This window comes from Moritella yayanosii, assembly GCF_900465055.1.
GTDB lineage: Bacteria > Pseudomonadota > Gammaproteobacteria > Enterobacterales > Moritellaceae > Moritella > Moritella yayanosii.
On record NZ_LS483250.1, the window covers coordinates 1,713,298 to 1,727,446 of the forward strand.

General features: G+C 39.9%; 13 protein-coding genes. 9 read left to right on the forward strand and 4 right to left on the reverse strand.

What is annotated here, in order from left to right:
* Window positions 1-294: 294 nt before the first annotated feature.
* A complete protein-coding gene (sohB, locus tag MORIYA_RS07805; protein WP_112714135.1) occupies window positions 295-1,374 on the reverse strand; it encodes a protease SohB in 1,080 nt (359 codons plus the stop codon).
* 113 nt (window positions 1,375-1,487) lie between these two features.
* Here sohB and MORIYA_RS07810 point away from each other — a divergent pair, with 113 nt between their 5' ends.
* From MORIYA_RS07810 to MORIYA_RS07850, 9 genes are all read left to right on the forward strand, one after another.
* Window positions 1,488-2,231, forward strand: a complete 744-nt coding sequence (locus MORIYA_RS07810) for a YciK family oxidoreductase (protein ID WP_112714137.1) — start codon at window positions 1,488-1,490, stop codon at window positions 2,229-2,231.
* A gap of 268 nt (window positions 2,232-2,499) precedes the next feature.
* Window positions 2,500-3,240 (forward strand): 5-oxoprolinase subunit PxpA, encoded by a 741-nt coding sequence (locus tag MORIYA_RS07815; RefSeq protein WP_112714139.1) that lies wholly within the window; start codon window positions 2,500-2,502, stop codon window positions 3,238-3,240.
* 3 nt (window positions 3,241-3,243) lie between these two features.
* Complete coding sequence (locus MORIYA_RS07820; protein ID WP_112714141.1) at window positions 3,244-3,939, forward strand: 5-oxoprolinase subunit B family protein; 696 nt, start codon at window positions 3,244-3,246, stop codon at window positions 3,937-3,939.
* Complete coding sequence (locus tag MORIYA_RS07825) at window positions 3,939-4,886, forward strand: 5-oxoprolinase subunit C family protein (protein ID WP_112714143.1); 948 nt, start codon at window positions 3,939-3,941, stop codon at window positions 4,884-4,886. The genes MORIYA_RS07820 and MORIYA_RS07825 overlap by 1 nt, the downstream gene beginning before the upstream one ends.
* Window positions 4,887-5,337: 451 nt before the next feature.
* A complete protein-coding gene (locus MORIYA_RS07830; RefSeq protein ID WP_112714145.1) occupies window positions 5,338-6,321 on the forward strand; it encodes a TAXI family TRAP transporter solute-binding subunit in 984 nt (327 codons plus the stop codon).
* A 247-nt stretch (window positions 6,322-6,568) separates the two neighbouring features.
* A complete protein-coding gene (locus tag MORIYA_RS07835) occupies window positions 6,569-9,151 on the forward strand; it encodes a TRAP transporter permease (RefSeq protein ID WP_112714147.1) in 2,583 nt (860 codons plus the stop codon).
* 80 nt (window positions 9,152-9,231) lie between these two features.
* Window positions 9,232-9,666, forward strand: a complete 435-nt coding sequence (locus tag MORIYA_RS07840) for a universal stress protein (RefSeq protein ID WP_112714149.1) — start codon at window positions 9,232-9,234, stop codon at window positions 9,664-9,666.
* A gap of 166 nt (window positions 9,667-9,832) precedes the next feature.
* Window positions 9,833-10,912, forward strand: coding sequence for a response regulator (locus tag MORIYA_RS07845; protein WP_112714151.1), 1,080 nt, complete (start codon window positions 9,833-9,835; stop codon window positions 10,910-10,912).
* A 62-nt stretch (window positions 10,913-10,974) separates the two neighbouring features.
* The gene (locus MORIYA_RS07850; protein ID WP_112714153.1) at window positions 10,975-11,937 is read left to right on the forward strand and encodes a GGDEF domain-containing protein; all 963 of its coding nucleotides are present in this window, start codon (window positions 10,975-10,977) and stop codon (window positions 11,935-11,937) included.
* A gap of 82 nt (window positions 11,938-12,019) precedes the next feature.
* Here the strand turns inward: MORIYA_RS07850 and MORIYA_RS07855 are convergent, their stop codons facing one another.
* The 3 genes from MORIYA_RS07855 to MORIYA_RS07865 all read right to left on the reverse strand — a co-directional run bounded on the left by MORIYA_RS07855 (window position 12,020) and on the right by MORIYA_RS07865 (window position 14,130).
* Window positions 12,020-12,226 carry a DUF2986 domain-containing protein gene (locus MORIYA_RS07855; RefSeq protein ID WP_112714155.1) on the reverse strand — a complete coding sequence of 69 codons (207 nt, stop codon included), beginning with the start codon at window positions 12,224-12,226 and terminating at the stop codon, window positions 12,020-12,022.
* 12 nt (window positions 12,227-12,238) lie between these two features.
* On the reverse strand, window positions 12,239-12,706 hold the full coding sequence (locus MORIYA_RS07860) for a YehS family protein (protein WP_112714157.1): 468 nt from the start codon (window positions 12,704-12,706) through the stop codon (window positions 12,239-12,241).
* A gap of 167 nt (window positions 12,707-12,873) precedes the next feature.
* Window positions 12,874-14,130, reverse strand: coding sequence for a PGAP1-like alpha/beta domain-containing protein (locus MORIYA_RS07865; RefSeq protein WP_112714159.1), 1,257 nt, complete (start codon window positions 14,128-14,130; stop codon window positions 12,874-12,876).
* Between the last annotated feature and the right edge of the window lie 19 nt (window positions 14,131-14,149).

Genomic DNA, 14,149 nt, shown 5'->3' on the forward strand with positions numbered 1-14,149 from the left:
ATATGAAATTGATGAATACAATTGATAATTTATCGCTTAAGCGATAGTCAAAAAGCATCATCTTATAGTTTGTATTCTATTTATATATATACATTGAATATACTTATAGTAGTCAATAATTTTTTAATTATTTTTTAATGGCTACATTTCATACAAAAATATTACATAAGCATAGCAATCATTGTATAAAACAATAATCCACAAAAAACATAAAAATCATACCAATAAACTACATACATTTGAAATATGTAGTTTATGTTTCAATGCATATTTTACAGTTATGAACCTACAATTCTATAAATGTGGGTACTTAGACTGTTGTAGAAACTTATTTAGGCTTATCGAAATAGCCATCGACGCAGCCTGGGCTAATTTTTCAGCCAATTTTTTACGTACCACATATTTAACGATGTAAATTGTTTTCGATTTATTCGCTTTTAATAAGTAATCATCACTGGTTTGCAAGGTATCCACTAACCCACGTTCGTAGGCATGAGTACCAAACCAGTGCTCACCGGTGGCGATTTTTTCAATATCCAGAGCAGGTCGATGAGAACTCACAAAATCTTTAAATAACACGTGCGTTTCTTCAAGCTCTTGTTGGAACTTTGCACGTCCAGCGTCGTCATTTTCACCAAACATGGTTAATGTGCGTTTGAACTTACCAGCGGTCAGGTGTTCGACATCGATGCTGTTCTTTTTCAACAGTCGATTAAAGTTAGGAATTTGCGCAACAACACCGATAGAACCAACGATAGCAAATGGGGCCGCAATAATATGGTCGGCAATACAGGCCATCATATAACCACCACTTGCCGCCACTTTATCGACCGCGATAGTTAGCTTAATATTAGCTTGTTTTAACCGTTCCAACTGTGAGCTTGCAAGTCCATAACCATGTACCACACCTCCGCCACTTTCTAGGCGTACCAGTACTTCATCATGCTCGGTTGCAACGAATAAAATAGCGGTGATTTCTTCACGCAGTGACGCCACTTCTTTAGCATCAATACCAGCGGTGAAATCGATCACAAACAGACGTGGCTCAATGTCTTCTTCTGTAGAAGCATCGTTATCATTAGCTTTGTCTTTATGCGCCTTTTTAAAAGCTTTTAATTCTGCTTTGTGTTTTTTCTTTTCTGCTTTTTGCTGTTCTTTTTCTAATATTTTAGCTTCATCTTCAGACACAAGATGTAACTGCAGTTCATCTTCAACGTCTTTAAATTGCGCCGATAAATTGGTGATCTCTAAACGTCCATTGCTCTTCTTTTGCTTAGACGTAAGGTTAATAATAGTGACCACTACAAATAATAATGCTAAAACGAATGTTATCGTTTTTGCCAAAAAAATACCGTATTCACTTAAAAGTTCCAAATCCTAATCCTCGGTCGGTTATATCGATTTTGCTCTTTATATCATTTACAACATCGCATCTACAAGCTTTGCAGGTTACAATATTGCGAGATATGTCGATATGGAACCTAAAAATGGATTATCAAGCAGAAAAAACTTTATTAGAACATAAAACAATTTTAGTAACCGGTGCAGGTGACGGTATTGGTCGTCAAGCGGCTTTAACCTATGCGGCACATGGCGCGACAGTGATATTACTCGGAAAAACAGTGGCTAAACTTGAAGCTGTTTATGACGAAATTGAAGCACTTGGCGCACCAACGCCTGCTATTATTCCGCTTGATATGAAAGGTGCTACGGTTGCAAACTATAAAGACATGGCAGACACCATCGATACCCAATTTGGTAAACTAGACGGTTTATTGAACAATGCGGGTCAATTAGGCGTGTTAGGTCCATTCCATCAAATCGATGAAAAGAGCTATGACGAAGTGATGCAGGTAAATGTTAAAGCGCAATTATTCATGACCAGTGCGTTATTACCGGTACTGAAAAAAGCAGACAAAGCATCTATCATTTTCACCTCATCAAGTGTGGGTGTTAAAGGTCGTGCTTACTGGGCTGAATATGCCATTTCAAAATTTGCCACCGAAGGCATGATGCAAACCCTTGCAGACGAATTTGAAAATACCAGTATCCGCGCTAACTGTATTAACCCTGGTGCAACGCGTACTGGTATGCGTGCAAAAGCCTTCCCAGGCGAAAATGCTAACACCCTAGTGACAGCAGAAGATATCATGCCGCTTTACCTTTATTTGATGGGTAATGACAGCGTTGCTGAAACAGGTAAAACATTTAAAGCTCAGCCAAACAGATAATCTAATAACTGCCCAAATTCCTAAATGATGATGTTTACATTATTTAGGAATTGTTATCCTATATTTTCAATTCTGTCCTGCTTTTTATACTCTACTAGGCTCGACCTACTCCCTTATTTATATCTTTGATTCGCGTCCTACCCTATAAAAAATTTGCTATCATAAATAATTACTGCACTAACTAATGCCTATACCCAAGTTACTTCAAGATGCTTGGGTATATACTTCTCTATATATAGAAAGACTTTGTTAATAAGGATATTAACCAGTGAAATTGAATTGTGATATGGGTGAAAGCTTTGGTATTTGGCAGCTTGGTTCAGATGAAGCGGTCATGCCACATATTGATATGGCGAACATCGCTTGCGGTTTCCATGCTTCCGATCCCCTCATCATGCAGCAAACAGTGGCACTGGCTAAACACTATAATGTAGCCGTCGGCGCGCATCCTGGTTATCCCGACCTGGCTGGCTTTGGTCGTCGCCATATCCGCTGTACAGCGGATGAAATCCAAGCATTTATCCTGTATCAAGTGGGTGCCCTCGCCGCGTTCTGCAAGCAGCAACATATTCCCTTAAGTTATGTTAAACCTCACGGTGCACTTTATAACGACATGGTGCAAGATGAAGCCGTTCTCATTGCTATTTTAAAAGGCGTGGCTGCTTTTAGCCCCAGTTTACCCCTAATGCTAATGGCACAAGCAGACAACAGTCGCAGTGAAACCCTTGCAGCACAATTTAGTGTGCCACTACTATTCGAAGTATTTGCAGACCGTCGTTATACCGATGACGGATTATTACAGCCTAGAAATCTACCCGGGGCAGTATTTACCGAACACAGCCAAATAATTAACCAAGCAATACAGCTCGCACAACACGGTAATGTGACCAGTAATAACGGCAATCTGATTAAGTTAAAAGCTGATACGCTTTGTGTCCATGGTGATAACGCCCAATCCATCGAAGCCATCGCACAGATAAAGTTAGCACTGCCAACAAACAAGGAATGAGATATGCAGTACCATCTCGATATGATCGGTTATGATGCCATTCTGATTCGCTTTACCGATGCCGATAACGCCCAACTATTACCTGTGATCTACACTTTAAATCGGCAGCTAACAAATTCCGCTGATTTAGACGCTGTTATTATTGATGTCATTCCCTCATACCAAACGTTACTCGTCAGCTTCAACATACTCACCATTGAACCCTATCAATTAGTCACAAAAATTCACGCTCACATTAAGCAAATTTTAATGCCCCAATCCCAAGCGTCTCGTTATACGTTACCGGTGAGTGCTAAGTTGCTCACACTGCCCGTTTGTTACCACAACAGCCTCGCACCTGATCTCGAGTCCTTGTCATTACATGCATCATTACCTATTGATAAGATCATCAACATTCATTCTTCTACTATATATAGTTGTTATGCCATTGGCTTTATGCCTAATTTTGCCTACTTAGGTGATGTTGATGACCGCATTCAAATTCCGAGACACGCAAAACCACAAACACAAGTTGCAGCTGGTAGCGTCGGGATTGCTGATAACCAAACAGCTATTTATCCTAAGGCGAGTCCTGGAGGCTGGCAAATAATAGGTCAAAGCCCAGCTTCACTTGCTCGCTTTGCCGTTGGCTGCCAAGTTAAATTTAGCCAGATTTCACTTGATGAGTTTAATCACTACCACCAACAGGCTGACGCATAATGACAACAATTCCAGCATTAGAAATTGTCAAGCCAGGTATTCATAGCTTAATTCAAGATCTTGGTCGCTTTGGTTATCAACATTTAGGGATCACACCAGGAGGCCCTGCAGATCTTCACGCCTATCTCTGGGCAAATAAAATACTCAGCAATAGCAGTAATATGGCAAGTATTGAAATTAATTATGGCTTAATGAGTTTGAAAGTCTTAGCAGAGACTAGCATTGCAATTTGTGGTGCTGAATTTAGTGTTACGATTAATGGTGAGCCCGCTTTTAATTGGCAAACGCATAACGTTAGGGCGGGTGACATTATTCAGTATCACGGCGCTAAAACAGGAAAATGTGGATATCTCGCTATTTTAGGTGGTTTACAGACCGAGCAGATCTACCAGAGCCGCAGTACCGTAATACGTGATGAACTCAGCGAATCAACAAGGTCACCATTATACCCGAGGCAAATATTACCGATAATCCGCCAACGTTTAAAACCGCTAACAGCAGGATCTCCCACATGTGTTCGTGTTCCCCGACATTATATTCCAAATTATTCAACACCATTAATATTAGGCTTGTTGCCTTGCTACCAATGGCAACAATTAACCTTGCAGCAGCAGCAACAACTGTTAACGACTAAATATCAAGTTAGTGCACAAGCCGACCGCATGGGCTATCAATTAACAGGTAAGGTGATTACCGACTTACCAACAAAACTTGCCTCAGAAGGTATTGCATTAGGCAGTGTGCAGTTACCAACAAATGGACTGCCCATTATCTTACTTCAAGACCGGCAAACCATCGGCGGCTATCCGAAAGCAGGGGTTATTTCAGCGTTAGATTGCGGTAAATTATCACAACGCCAACAAGGTGCAAATATTACGTTTAGACTCAATAACCCGCTTATGTCATATTACAAAATGCATGCTTTTAAGCGTTTTTTCGATTTTTAATAAGAGTAATTACTATCTGATCACTCTAATATTCTGAAAAACGAACACAAAGCAGCCGACCAATTCAGTGACGTAGATCACGCATTTAACTTTAAATATAAATAATTGCGTTATGTTATGACATTTAACAAAATATAATATCTCACAAAAAATACGTATTTCAAATTTACAAATACGCATGTTTATAAAAAAAAATCCATCTAAGACCCCAGTGTGTACTAGAATTTAGCTTAATTTCTCATAAAACTAGATCATGTTTACTTATTGTTAACTTATTGTCATAAAGTATGGACCAAAGAGATAATGATGGGTTATTTTGCTGTATCGTAAGTATTGCATTATTTATTTTTGCTGATTTAATAAACCCACCTGAATTTACGGATTCAATTTCATGGCCATAGAATGCCCTGAAGTAAACAAGCGACTAATGACTTATTAAAAGGAACACAACATGTCTATTACAAAAACAATTGCGAAATCACTTGCTGTAGCAAGTTTAACACTAGCAGCTGCGGCGCCAAGTATCGCAACAGCGAAAACAAGTGACTTTATTACAATCGGTACTGGTGGTGTTACCGGTGTTTACTACCCTGCCGGTGGTGCAATTTGTAAATTTGTAAACCGCAACCGTAAAGAGCACAACATTCGTTGTACAGTAGAAAGTACTGGTGGTTCAGCTTATAACATCAACACAATGCGTTCTGGTGAACTTGATTTCGGTGTAGCACAATCTGATCAACAGTATTATGCTTACAACGGTTTAAACCAATACAAAAATCAAGGTCCTTACACTGACCTGCGCGCAGTGTTCTCACTACACGCAGAAGCACTAACAATTGTGGCTCGTAAAGATTCAGGCATTAAAGTCTTTAAAGATCTTAAAGGTATGCGTGTAAACGTGGGTAACCCAGGTTCAGGTCAACGCAGCACAATGGACGTTGTAATGAAAGCTTACAACTGGGATAACAGTGCGTTCTCACTTACATCAGAATTAAAAGCGAACGAACAATCTCAAGCACTTTGTGATAACAAAATCGACGCATTTGTATTCTTCTCTGGTTTCCCTAACGGTTCGATCAAAGAAGCAACAACAACGTGTGACGCGGTTATTGTAACGGTGAACGACGCAACAATACAAAAACTGGTTGCTGATAACCCTTACTACAGCCAAGTTGTGATCCCTGGAGGCACTTACACTGGTACACCAAAAGACACAGTAACATTTGGTGCACGTGCAACAATCGTTACACCAAAATCATTATCTAATAAAATCGTGTATGAAGTAACGAAAGCTGTATTCGAAAACTTCCATACATTTAAGCGTCTACATCCATCATTTGCATCGCTAACAAAAGAAGATATGGCGAATGCAGCACTTAGTGCACCTGTTCACCCTGGCGCACTAAAATACTACAAAGAAGTTGGCCTAAGATAAGTCGACTTTTCATTAAAAAAATTAAGGGGACATTGTCCCCTTAATTTTTCAATAAAATTACATTACCTATCATTATTTAATTTTTACTACTCTTACTCAAGTTACTGACAATTCTTACACTACGGATTAGTGGAACAATAAGCAGTACTTTTTCTGAAATTAAGCGTTCAGTAATTATTAATTTCTCTACTAACGAATAACCGAGCCACTTCTGGTGATACAAATGTCGCAGAATGATGGAGGACAAATGTCTAAAACAGAAAATAAAACCACTAGCATGGATGCTGAACTGCAGGAAATGCTTGCACAATCAGATACTGGTGCGCGCGATCCCCAAGGTGTTACTAAAAAGATATTGTTAATTGTGCCATTTATTTGGGCGCTATTTCAATTATGGTATGCCTCTCCTCTGCCGTTCGTTTTAAATTTTGGTATTATTAACGATACTGAAGCTCGTTCTATTCATTTAGCATTTGCTATATTTTTAGCATTTACTGCTTACCCTGCAATGAAATCGTCACCGCGTGACCATGTACCGTTGACCGATTGGATTTTTGCATTCGCAGGTGCATTCAGTGCTGGTTATCTATTCCTATTTTATAATGAATTGGCTGGTCGTTCAGGCGCACCAACTACCTTTGATACTGCGGTTGCAGTAACGGGTATGTTGATGCTACTTGAAGCAACACGTCGTTCATTAGGTGCACCACTGATGATCGTGGCACTGGTATTTTTGACTTATACCTTTGCAGGTCCTCACATGCCAGACATTATTGCCCACAAAGGGGCAAGTTTAACGAAAACAATGTCTCACCAGTGGTTAACAACCGAAGGTGTATTTGGTGTTGCGGTTGGTGTATCAACATCATTTGTATTCTTATTTGTACTATTCGGTTCACTATTAGATAAAGCAGGTGCTGGTAACTACTTCATTAAAGTTGCATTCTCGCTACTTGGTCACATGCGTGGCGGTCCTGCAAAAGCAGCGGTGGTTGCATCAGGTTTAAGTGGCTTAGTGTCTGGTTCATCCATTGCGAACGTGGTGACAACAGGTACATTCACGATCCCACTAATGAAACGGGTTGGCTTCTCCGCAACGAAAGCGGGCGCAATCGAAGTAGCAGCATCAACGAATGGTCAGTTAACACCACCAATTATGGGTGCAGCTGCATTCTTGATGGTTGAATACGTTGGTATCCCATACATCGACGTAATTAAAGCCGCTATTTTACCTGCGCTTATTTCTTATATTGCCCTGCTCTACATCGTGCATTTAGAAGCATGTAAAGCCGGTATGGAAGGTTTACCACGCCGTCATAATCCGACGATGGCAGAAAGCTTATTCTCGTTTATGACTGTTGCGATGATAATCCTCGTCTTAAGTCTTGTTGTTTACTACGGTATCGGCTGGACGAAAGATGTATTTGGCAGTAATGCAACTTGGGTGCTTGGAATTATTACCATTGCTATTTATATTGGCTTAGTAAAATACTCCACTAATTTCCCTGAACTGGAAATTGATGATCCAGATAGTCCATTGCTAGTATTACCGGAACCGGGTCCAACAGCGAAAGCAGGTTTATACTTCCTCTTACCGATCGTGGTACTCGTATGGTGCTTAACCGTTGAACGTTTCTCACCTGGTCTTTCCGCGTTTTGGGCAACCATGTTTATGATTTTCATTGTGGTAACACAACGTCCATTACAAGCATACTTCAAACAAAATAAATCAGTATCCGGCGCGGTTAAAACAGGTTTTATCGAACTGTTTGACGGTATGATCACGGGTTCACGCAATATGATCGGTATCGGCGTGGCGACAGCTGCTGCAGGTATTGTTGTAGGTACTGTAACCTTAACGGGTATCGGTTTAGTGATGACCGAGTTTGTTGAGTTTATCTCCGGCGGTAACATCATGCTAATGTTAGTATTCACTGCGTTGATCAGCTTGATCTTGGGCATGGGATTACCGACAACGGCTAACTACATCGTGGTATCAACCTTAATGGCGCCTGTTATTGTTGAAATCGGTGCTCAAAATGGCTTGATCGTACCCTTAATTGCAGTGCATTTATTTGTGTTCTACTTTGGTATTCTCGCCGATGATACCCCTCCCGTAGGTCTTGCCGCCTTTGCTGCTGCTGCAATTGCTAAAGCAGATCCAATTAAGACGGGTATCCAAGGTTTTGCTTACGATATTCGTACGGCGATCTTACCGTTCATGTTTATCTTTAATACTCAGCTATTATTAATTGGTGTTGATTCTTGGTGGCACTTATTACTCACTATCTTCTCTGCGACAACAGCGATGTTAGTCTTCGCAGCGGCAACGCAAGGATACTGGTTCACTAAATCAAAATGGTATGAAACGATCGGGTTATTACTGATCACTTTCACACTATTCCGTCCCGGTTTCTGGTGGGATATGGTTTATCCGCCAATTGAAGAGGTAAGTCCACAACATATCGAGCAAGTACTTGCTGAATTACCGAACGGAAGCCAAGTACGTTTACGTGTTGAAGGTGAAACGCTAGACGGTGCATTCCAGACCAAGATTGTACAGCTACCTTTTTCTGACGATGCGATCACAGGTGCCGATCGATTATCGAGTACTGGTTTAGAATTACGCTTTGAGGATGGCAAAACTATTGTTGATATGATTGGTTTTGGTTCTCCAGCCGAAAAATCAGGCATTGATTTTGATTGGAATATCCTAATGGTAGAACGGCCACTAGACCGTCCAGCTAAAGAGTTCCTGTTTATTCCCGCGTTACTGTTACTTGCTGGTATCGCCGCTGGTCAACGCCGTCGTATAGCTCGTAATAAGTAATCATCCTCGGTAACAATCGTATATGCAGTGTGCTTATCCACACTGCATATACCCAAACCACTTTAAATAAGTAACTCATTATGTATAAAACAATCTTACTACCCGTCGACCTTAACGAAGAAGGTTTTAGCCACGTGGCAGCCGAACACGCTTGCGCACTCGCAAAAATGTCTGGCGCAACAATTCATTTGCTTAATGTGCTGCCGACCACGCAAATGCCTATGGTATCAGCGCACTTCCCAACGTCGGTCTTACAAGAAATTCGAACTTCAACTCAAACAGCCCTGCAACAATTTGCCAAAAAACACATTACAGATGACATTCCCGTGCAATTACATCTAATGGAAGGCAAGCCGTCAAAAGAAATTATCAAAGCTGCAGATAAATACAAGGCGGATTTAATTGTAATGCCGAGTCATAAACGCGCTAAGTTGGAACTTGCATTTATTGGTTCAGTAGCAGCAAGAGTTGTTAGTTCAGCATCTATTAGTGTAATGGTTGTCAAACCACAATAAATCTGCTAATGAGCAGTGTTATAAACTGCTCATTATTTTAAACGTACTGTATTAAACTGTCATTATTTTTCATTTAATTCATTCTATTCCTTTTACTTCCTGCCTTTTTTAGTTATTATTGCCCGTCAATTCTTTGCTATTTCACTGAAAATGAAAAAGGATATTCATGTCAGTTTCTGTATTAATCTGTGATGATTCAAACCTAGCTCGTAAACAAATGGCTAAAACACTTCCCCCTTACTGGGATGTGGATGTTAGTTTTGCAGCAAACGGCGTTGAAGGTATTGATGTTATCAGAGCAGGTAAAGGTAGCATCGTATTTCTCGATCTAAATATGCCAGTGATGGATGGTTATCAAGTTTTAGACATAATTCAAAAAGAGCAATTGAATGCACTTGTGATTGTGGTTTCTGGTGATATCCAAGCAGAAGCACTCCAACGAGTAACCGCATTAGGCGCACTTGCATTTATCAAAAAACCGGTCACAAGTCAGCAAATCGAAACCATCCTAATTAATTACGGTATTATCGAAAAAGACGAATTAGCGCAAGCAGAAACGCGATTAATGTCCCTACAAGCAGCAGAAAAAAGGAAGACAGATTTAATTCAATCCATTCCAGAAACATTACCTACGTTAGGCAACGAGCTTACATTATCGCCTGAATTTCGTGATGCATTGCAAGAAGTTGCCAATGTCGCTATGGGTCAAGCCGCCGATTTATTAGGCCGCCTGTTAGACGTGTTTGTACTATTACCGGTACCAAATGTAAATGTCTTTGAAGCCAGTGAATTAACAATGGCATTGTCGGCTGCATCAGAACAAGCAACTATTTCAACCGTATGCCAAGGCTTTATTTGCTCGGGTATTGCTGGTGAAGCCCTATTGTTATTCCACGATTCAAGTTTTGATGATATGGCAAAGCTAATGGGAATTTCAGAACAAGACTCCAACTTCCAAGAGAAAGAAATTCTCATGGATACAGCCAATATCCTCATTGGTGCATTTCTACAAGGCTTTAGCCAACAACTGAATGTGAGCTTTAGTCAAGGGCACCCTTCTGTTCTTGGCCAGCACAGTACCGTGCAAGAAATGATTAACGCGAATAACTTCCGTAAACAAAAAACCATTGCCATTGAAATTAACTATCAAATTGAACACCATAATGTGCAATGCGATCTGTTATTACTCTTTACTGAGAAGTCGCTGCCAGGTTTACTGAATAGTCTTTCTTACCTCATCGATTAACTGGTTGACTTATTTAACTACAGACCAATCAAATAACAATACAGTTACAAGGAATTGTTAACATGGATAATCAACATTCATTGAATGAGTTTCATTGGATCATGGATATGGTGCAAACCATTGATGCTGGTCTTGTGGTTTTAGATAAAGATTTCAATGTCCAGCTTTGGAATGGCTTTATGAGTAACCACAGTGGATTGAGCCCAAGGACGGTCCAAAGCGCACCGTTGTTTTCACACTTTCCAGAGTTGCCAGAAACATGGCTGCGCAGTAAAATTGAATCGGTGTTTTTACTAAAAAACAACGCCTTTACCAGTTGGGAACAACGTCCGTATATTTTCCGTTTTAATAACTACCGCCCAGTCACCGGCATTTCTGAATTTATGTATCAAAATATGACGATCATACCGCTAGCCTCGCTCACAGGCGAAGTAACGCACGTTAGTTTGATTATTTATGATGTAACCGATATTGCGATTAACCGTATGCAACTTGATAAAGCCAATGCCAAACTCGCTCATTTAAGTCAAACAGATACGCTTACACAGCTAAATAATCGCCATCGCTGGAATAACCTCATTGATAGTGAATTTAAACGAGTTAAACGCTATGAGCAGATATCAACATTCATGATGCTAGATATCGATCACTTCAAAAATGTGAATGATACGTATGGCCACGTCGCTGGCGACAAGGTCATAGCTGAAGTATCGAGAATGATCCGTGAGAATATGCGCGAAACTGATTTTTCGGCACGATACGGTGGTGACGAATTTGCCATTTGTTTAACTAATACCACAGCAAATAACGCGATAATCTTAGCAGACCGTCTTCGTCAAGTAATTGAGAATACTGTAATCACAGATGATGATAACAACATAAAAGTAACAATATCAATTGGCATGGCCGAATTCACTGCGAATACCGATACAGTCGATACTTGGACTAAAAATGCCGATTGTGCATTATATAAGAGCAAAGAAAATGGCCGTAACCAATACTCGATATTTAAGCCGCGTCGTTAAGTACAGCTTAAGCTAATCTATATAAACGAAAAAGGTATAGCAGATGCTATACCTTTTTTATATTTATCATTTTTCATTTAAGCTAACTGTTTTCAGCAGTTGGTTCTTCCTGAACACTTTCTGGCTGCTGAATAATCTCTTCTTGCTGAGGCGCTTCAGTTTCTAACGCCATTTTTTCACGTTCTGCTTTAGCAATGTAACGTGGCTTATTAGAATGTGGGGCTAATTTAGCATTGGCTTTTTTAGCTCTTTTCTTTAATGTCGAAACAACTTTTTTCTTTCTATTCATTATTTAATCTTACTACTTGTCTTCAGGTCGGTATTTTACTTGCATGCCTGCAAGGAAGTTACGTAATATTTGATCTTTACATTCACGGTAATGTTTGTGATCAGGTTTACGGAAAAATGCACTTAGTTCGTGTTTACCTAAACGGAATTCAGCAAGTGCTAATAATTCAAGAACGTCTTCATTCTTAAGATCTAAAGCAATTTTTAACTTACGTAAAATAATGTTGTTATTGATCGCGTTTTCAGGCGCAGGTTGTGGACCGTCTTTTTTACCGCGTTTCGCATTAATTAGACCATTCAAAAAAGTTGCCATCTGCGTATCACTACAACTCACATAGGCTGGATCATCATCTTTTTTTAACCAATTGCTGATTTCGCCACGTGTAACATCAGCTTCAGCTTGTTTAAACAAGGCTATCATTTGGTCGTCACTGAAATTAAAAGTGTAGCGAATACGGCGTAAAATATCATTATTGGTCATTAATTAGTCCTAATAAGGCTAGCGTGATGTCGTTATGACTCACAATTTAAGTTATGGCGCACAGTATAGCAGATAACCCAGAGTTGATAACAGGCAATACTTACGATCTAAACACCCTAAGCAAATAAGATCACCCACCTAGACTCACGTCTCTTCATTTAGAAAAATTAATTCGAGCTATGAGGGCAATCATCCTGCAACCAATGTCTTATTTTATTATATACATCAGGATGATAAAGTAAGTCCATATGATTCATATCTCGACCAATCCACTGATGGTGTTCAGGAAAGGTAAGGTGCCGTAAATCATCATTATGACGACCTAAGGCACTATCTACATTTACAAAACCATCACCAATTAAACCATCGCCGACTACTGTTGATTGCTTACCTTTCACTGCAGCAACCGTATAACAATGTACACCATTAGGTAATGCTAATGATCTACGATCGTCCACCGCATAAGTAAAACGATCTTTACCCTGCCAGTCTTCATCGATAATCGAACCATAACGTAAGTCAGTAATACCTGCGCTACGAATTTGACCTAACTTAGCAAAAGGTAAACTATATGGATTGGAACCAAGTAAGAGATCAATCAAGTTACCGCCTTTTTCAAGTGCCGAGCCATGATGCGGCGTACCTAAAAACACCATCTTATTGACTTGTTCTAACCAAGTATGCTGTGCTTCTTTACCATAATGAAACGCACTACGAGAGACGAGTCCCCCCATACTGTGAGCCAGAATAGACAATGACAAAGGTTGCGGTGATATCGTCACTAAATACTGTAATAGTGCGGCTAAGTCACGGCCATTTTCTGAAATATGTCGACCGGTATTATAGTGTAAGTAAATCGGTTCATAACCAAGATCACGTGCTAATTCTATACCGTGATTATGTTCGTCAACTTGCCACTGTAAATCATTCATACATAACCCGTGCACCATTAGCAATATCTTGCCATCGGATGTTTCGATCAATTTACGCAATGCGACATCCGATAAAGCTTTACCGTCACGGCGTAATTGCATGATCACAGCAAGTGGGTTTTCACGTTCCAGTAAATAGTCACCTAATACACCATTAAGCATCGAAATGGCAACTTCACGTTGGAAAGATAATTCATGCTGGCCAAATACTGAGCCAAATTGCAATAAAGAAAGATCAATTTTATCACCAACAAATGCGGTAACATTGCGAATATTACGGTATACAAAACCAGTCACACCACGTGTTGTTGTCGGTTGGTCTTTATCATTTTGACCTAAGCTCAAAATGGTATAATGCAGTGCTTCAACAATATCTGTTAAACCAGTCACTGCATCTACCGCAAGCTGATTAACACCACGGATATCATTGGCACGATCGGAGTGAGAGCGTTTTATTTCTAGGCTTTTTGATTTTCTGCGGGTGTTAAACATACAGCACCTTTTGTATTTA

Bases quoted from the DNA above. Each gene is read 5' to 3' on its own strand.
- MORIYA_RS07810 (WP_112714137.1), top strand. From the start codon at position 1,488: ATGGATTATCAAGCAGAAAAAACTTTATTAGAACATAAAACAATTTTA.
- MORIYA_RS07840 (WP_112714149.1), top strand. From the start codon at position 9,232: ATGTATAAAACAATCTTACTACCCGTCGACCTTAACGAAGAAGGTTTT.
- MORIYA_RS07845 (WP_112714151.1), top strand. From the start codon at position 9,833: ATGTCAGTTTCTGTATTAATCTGTGATGATTCAAACCTAGCTCGTAAA.
- MORIYA_RS07830 (WP_112714145.1), top strand. From the start codon at position 5,338: ATGTCTATTACAAAAACAATTGCGAAATCACTTGCTGTAGCAAGTTTA.
- MORIYA_RS07865 (WP_112714159.1), bottom strand. From the start codon at position 14,130: ATGTTTAACACCCGCAGAAAATCAAAAAGCCTAGAAATAAAACGCTCT.
- MORIYA_RS07835 (WP_112714147.1), top strand. From the start codon at position 6,569: ATGTCTAAAACAGAAAATAAAACCACTAGCATGGATGCTGAACTGCAG.
- MORIYA_RS07825 (WP_112714143.1), top strand. From the start codon at position 3,939: ATGACAACAATTCCAGCATTAGAAATTGTCAAGCCAGGTATTCATAGC.
- MORIYA_RS07855 (WP_112714155.1), bottom strand. From the start codon at position 12,226: ATGAATAGAAAGAAAAAAGTTGTTTCGACATTAAAGAAAAGAGCTAAA.
- MORIYA_RS07860 (WP_112714157.1), bottom strand. From the start codon at position 12,706: ATGACCAATAATGATATTTTACGCCGTATTCGCTACACTTTTAATTTC.
- MORIYA_RS07820 (WP_112714141.1), top strand. From the start codon at position 3,244: ATGCAGTACCATCTCGATATGATCGGTTATGATGCCATTCTGATTCGC.
- MORIYA_RS07850 (WP_112714153.1), top strand. From the start codon at position 10,975: ATGGATAATCAACATTCATTGAATGAGTTTCATTGGATCATGGATATG.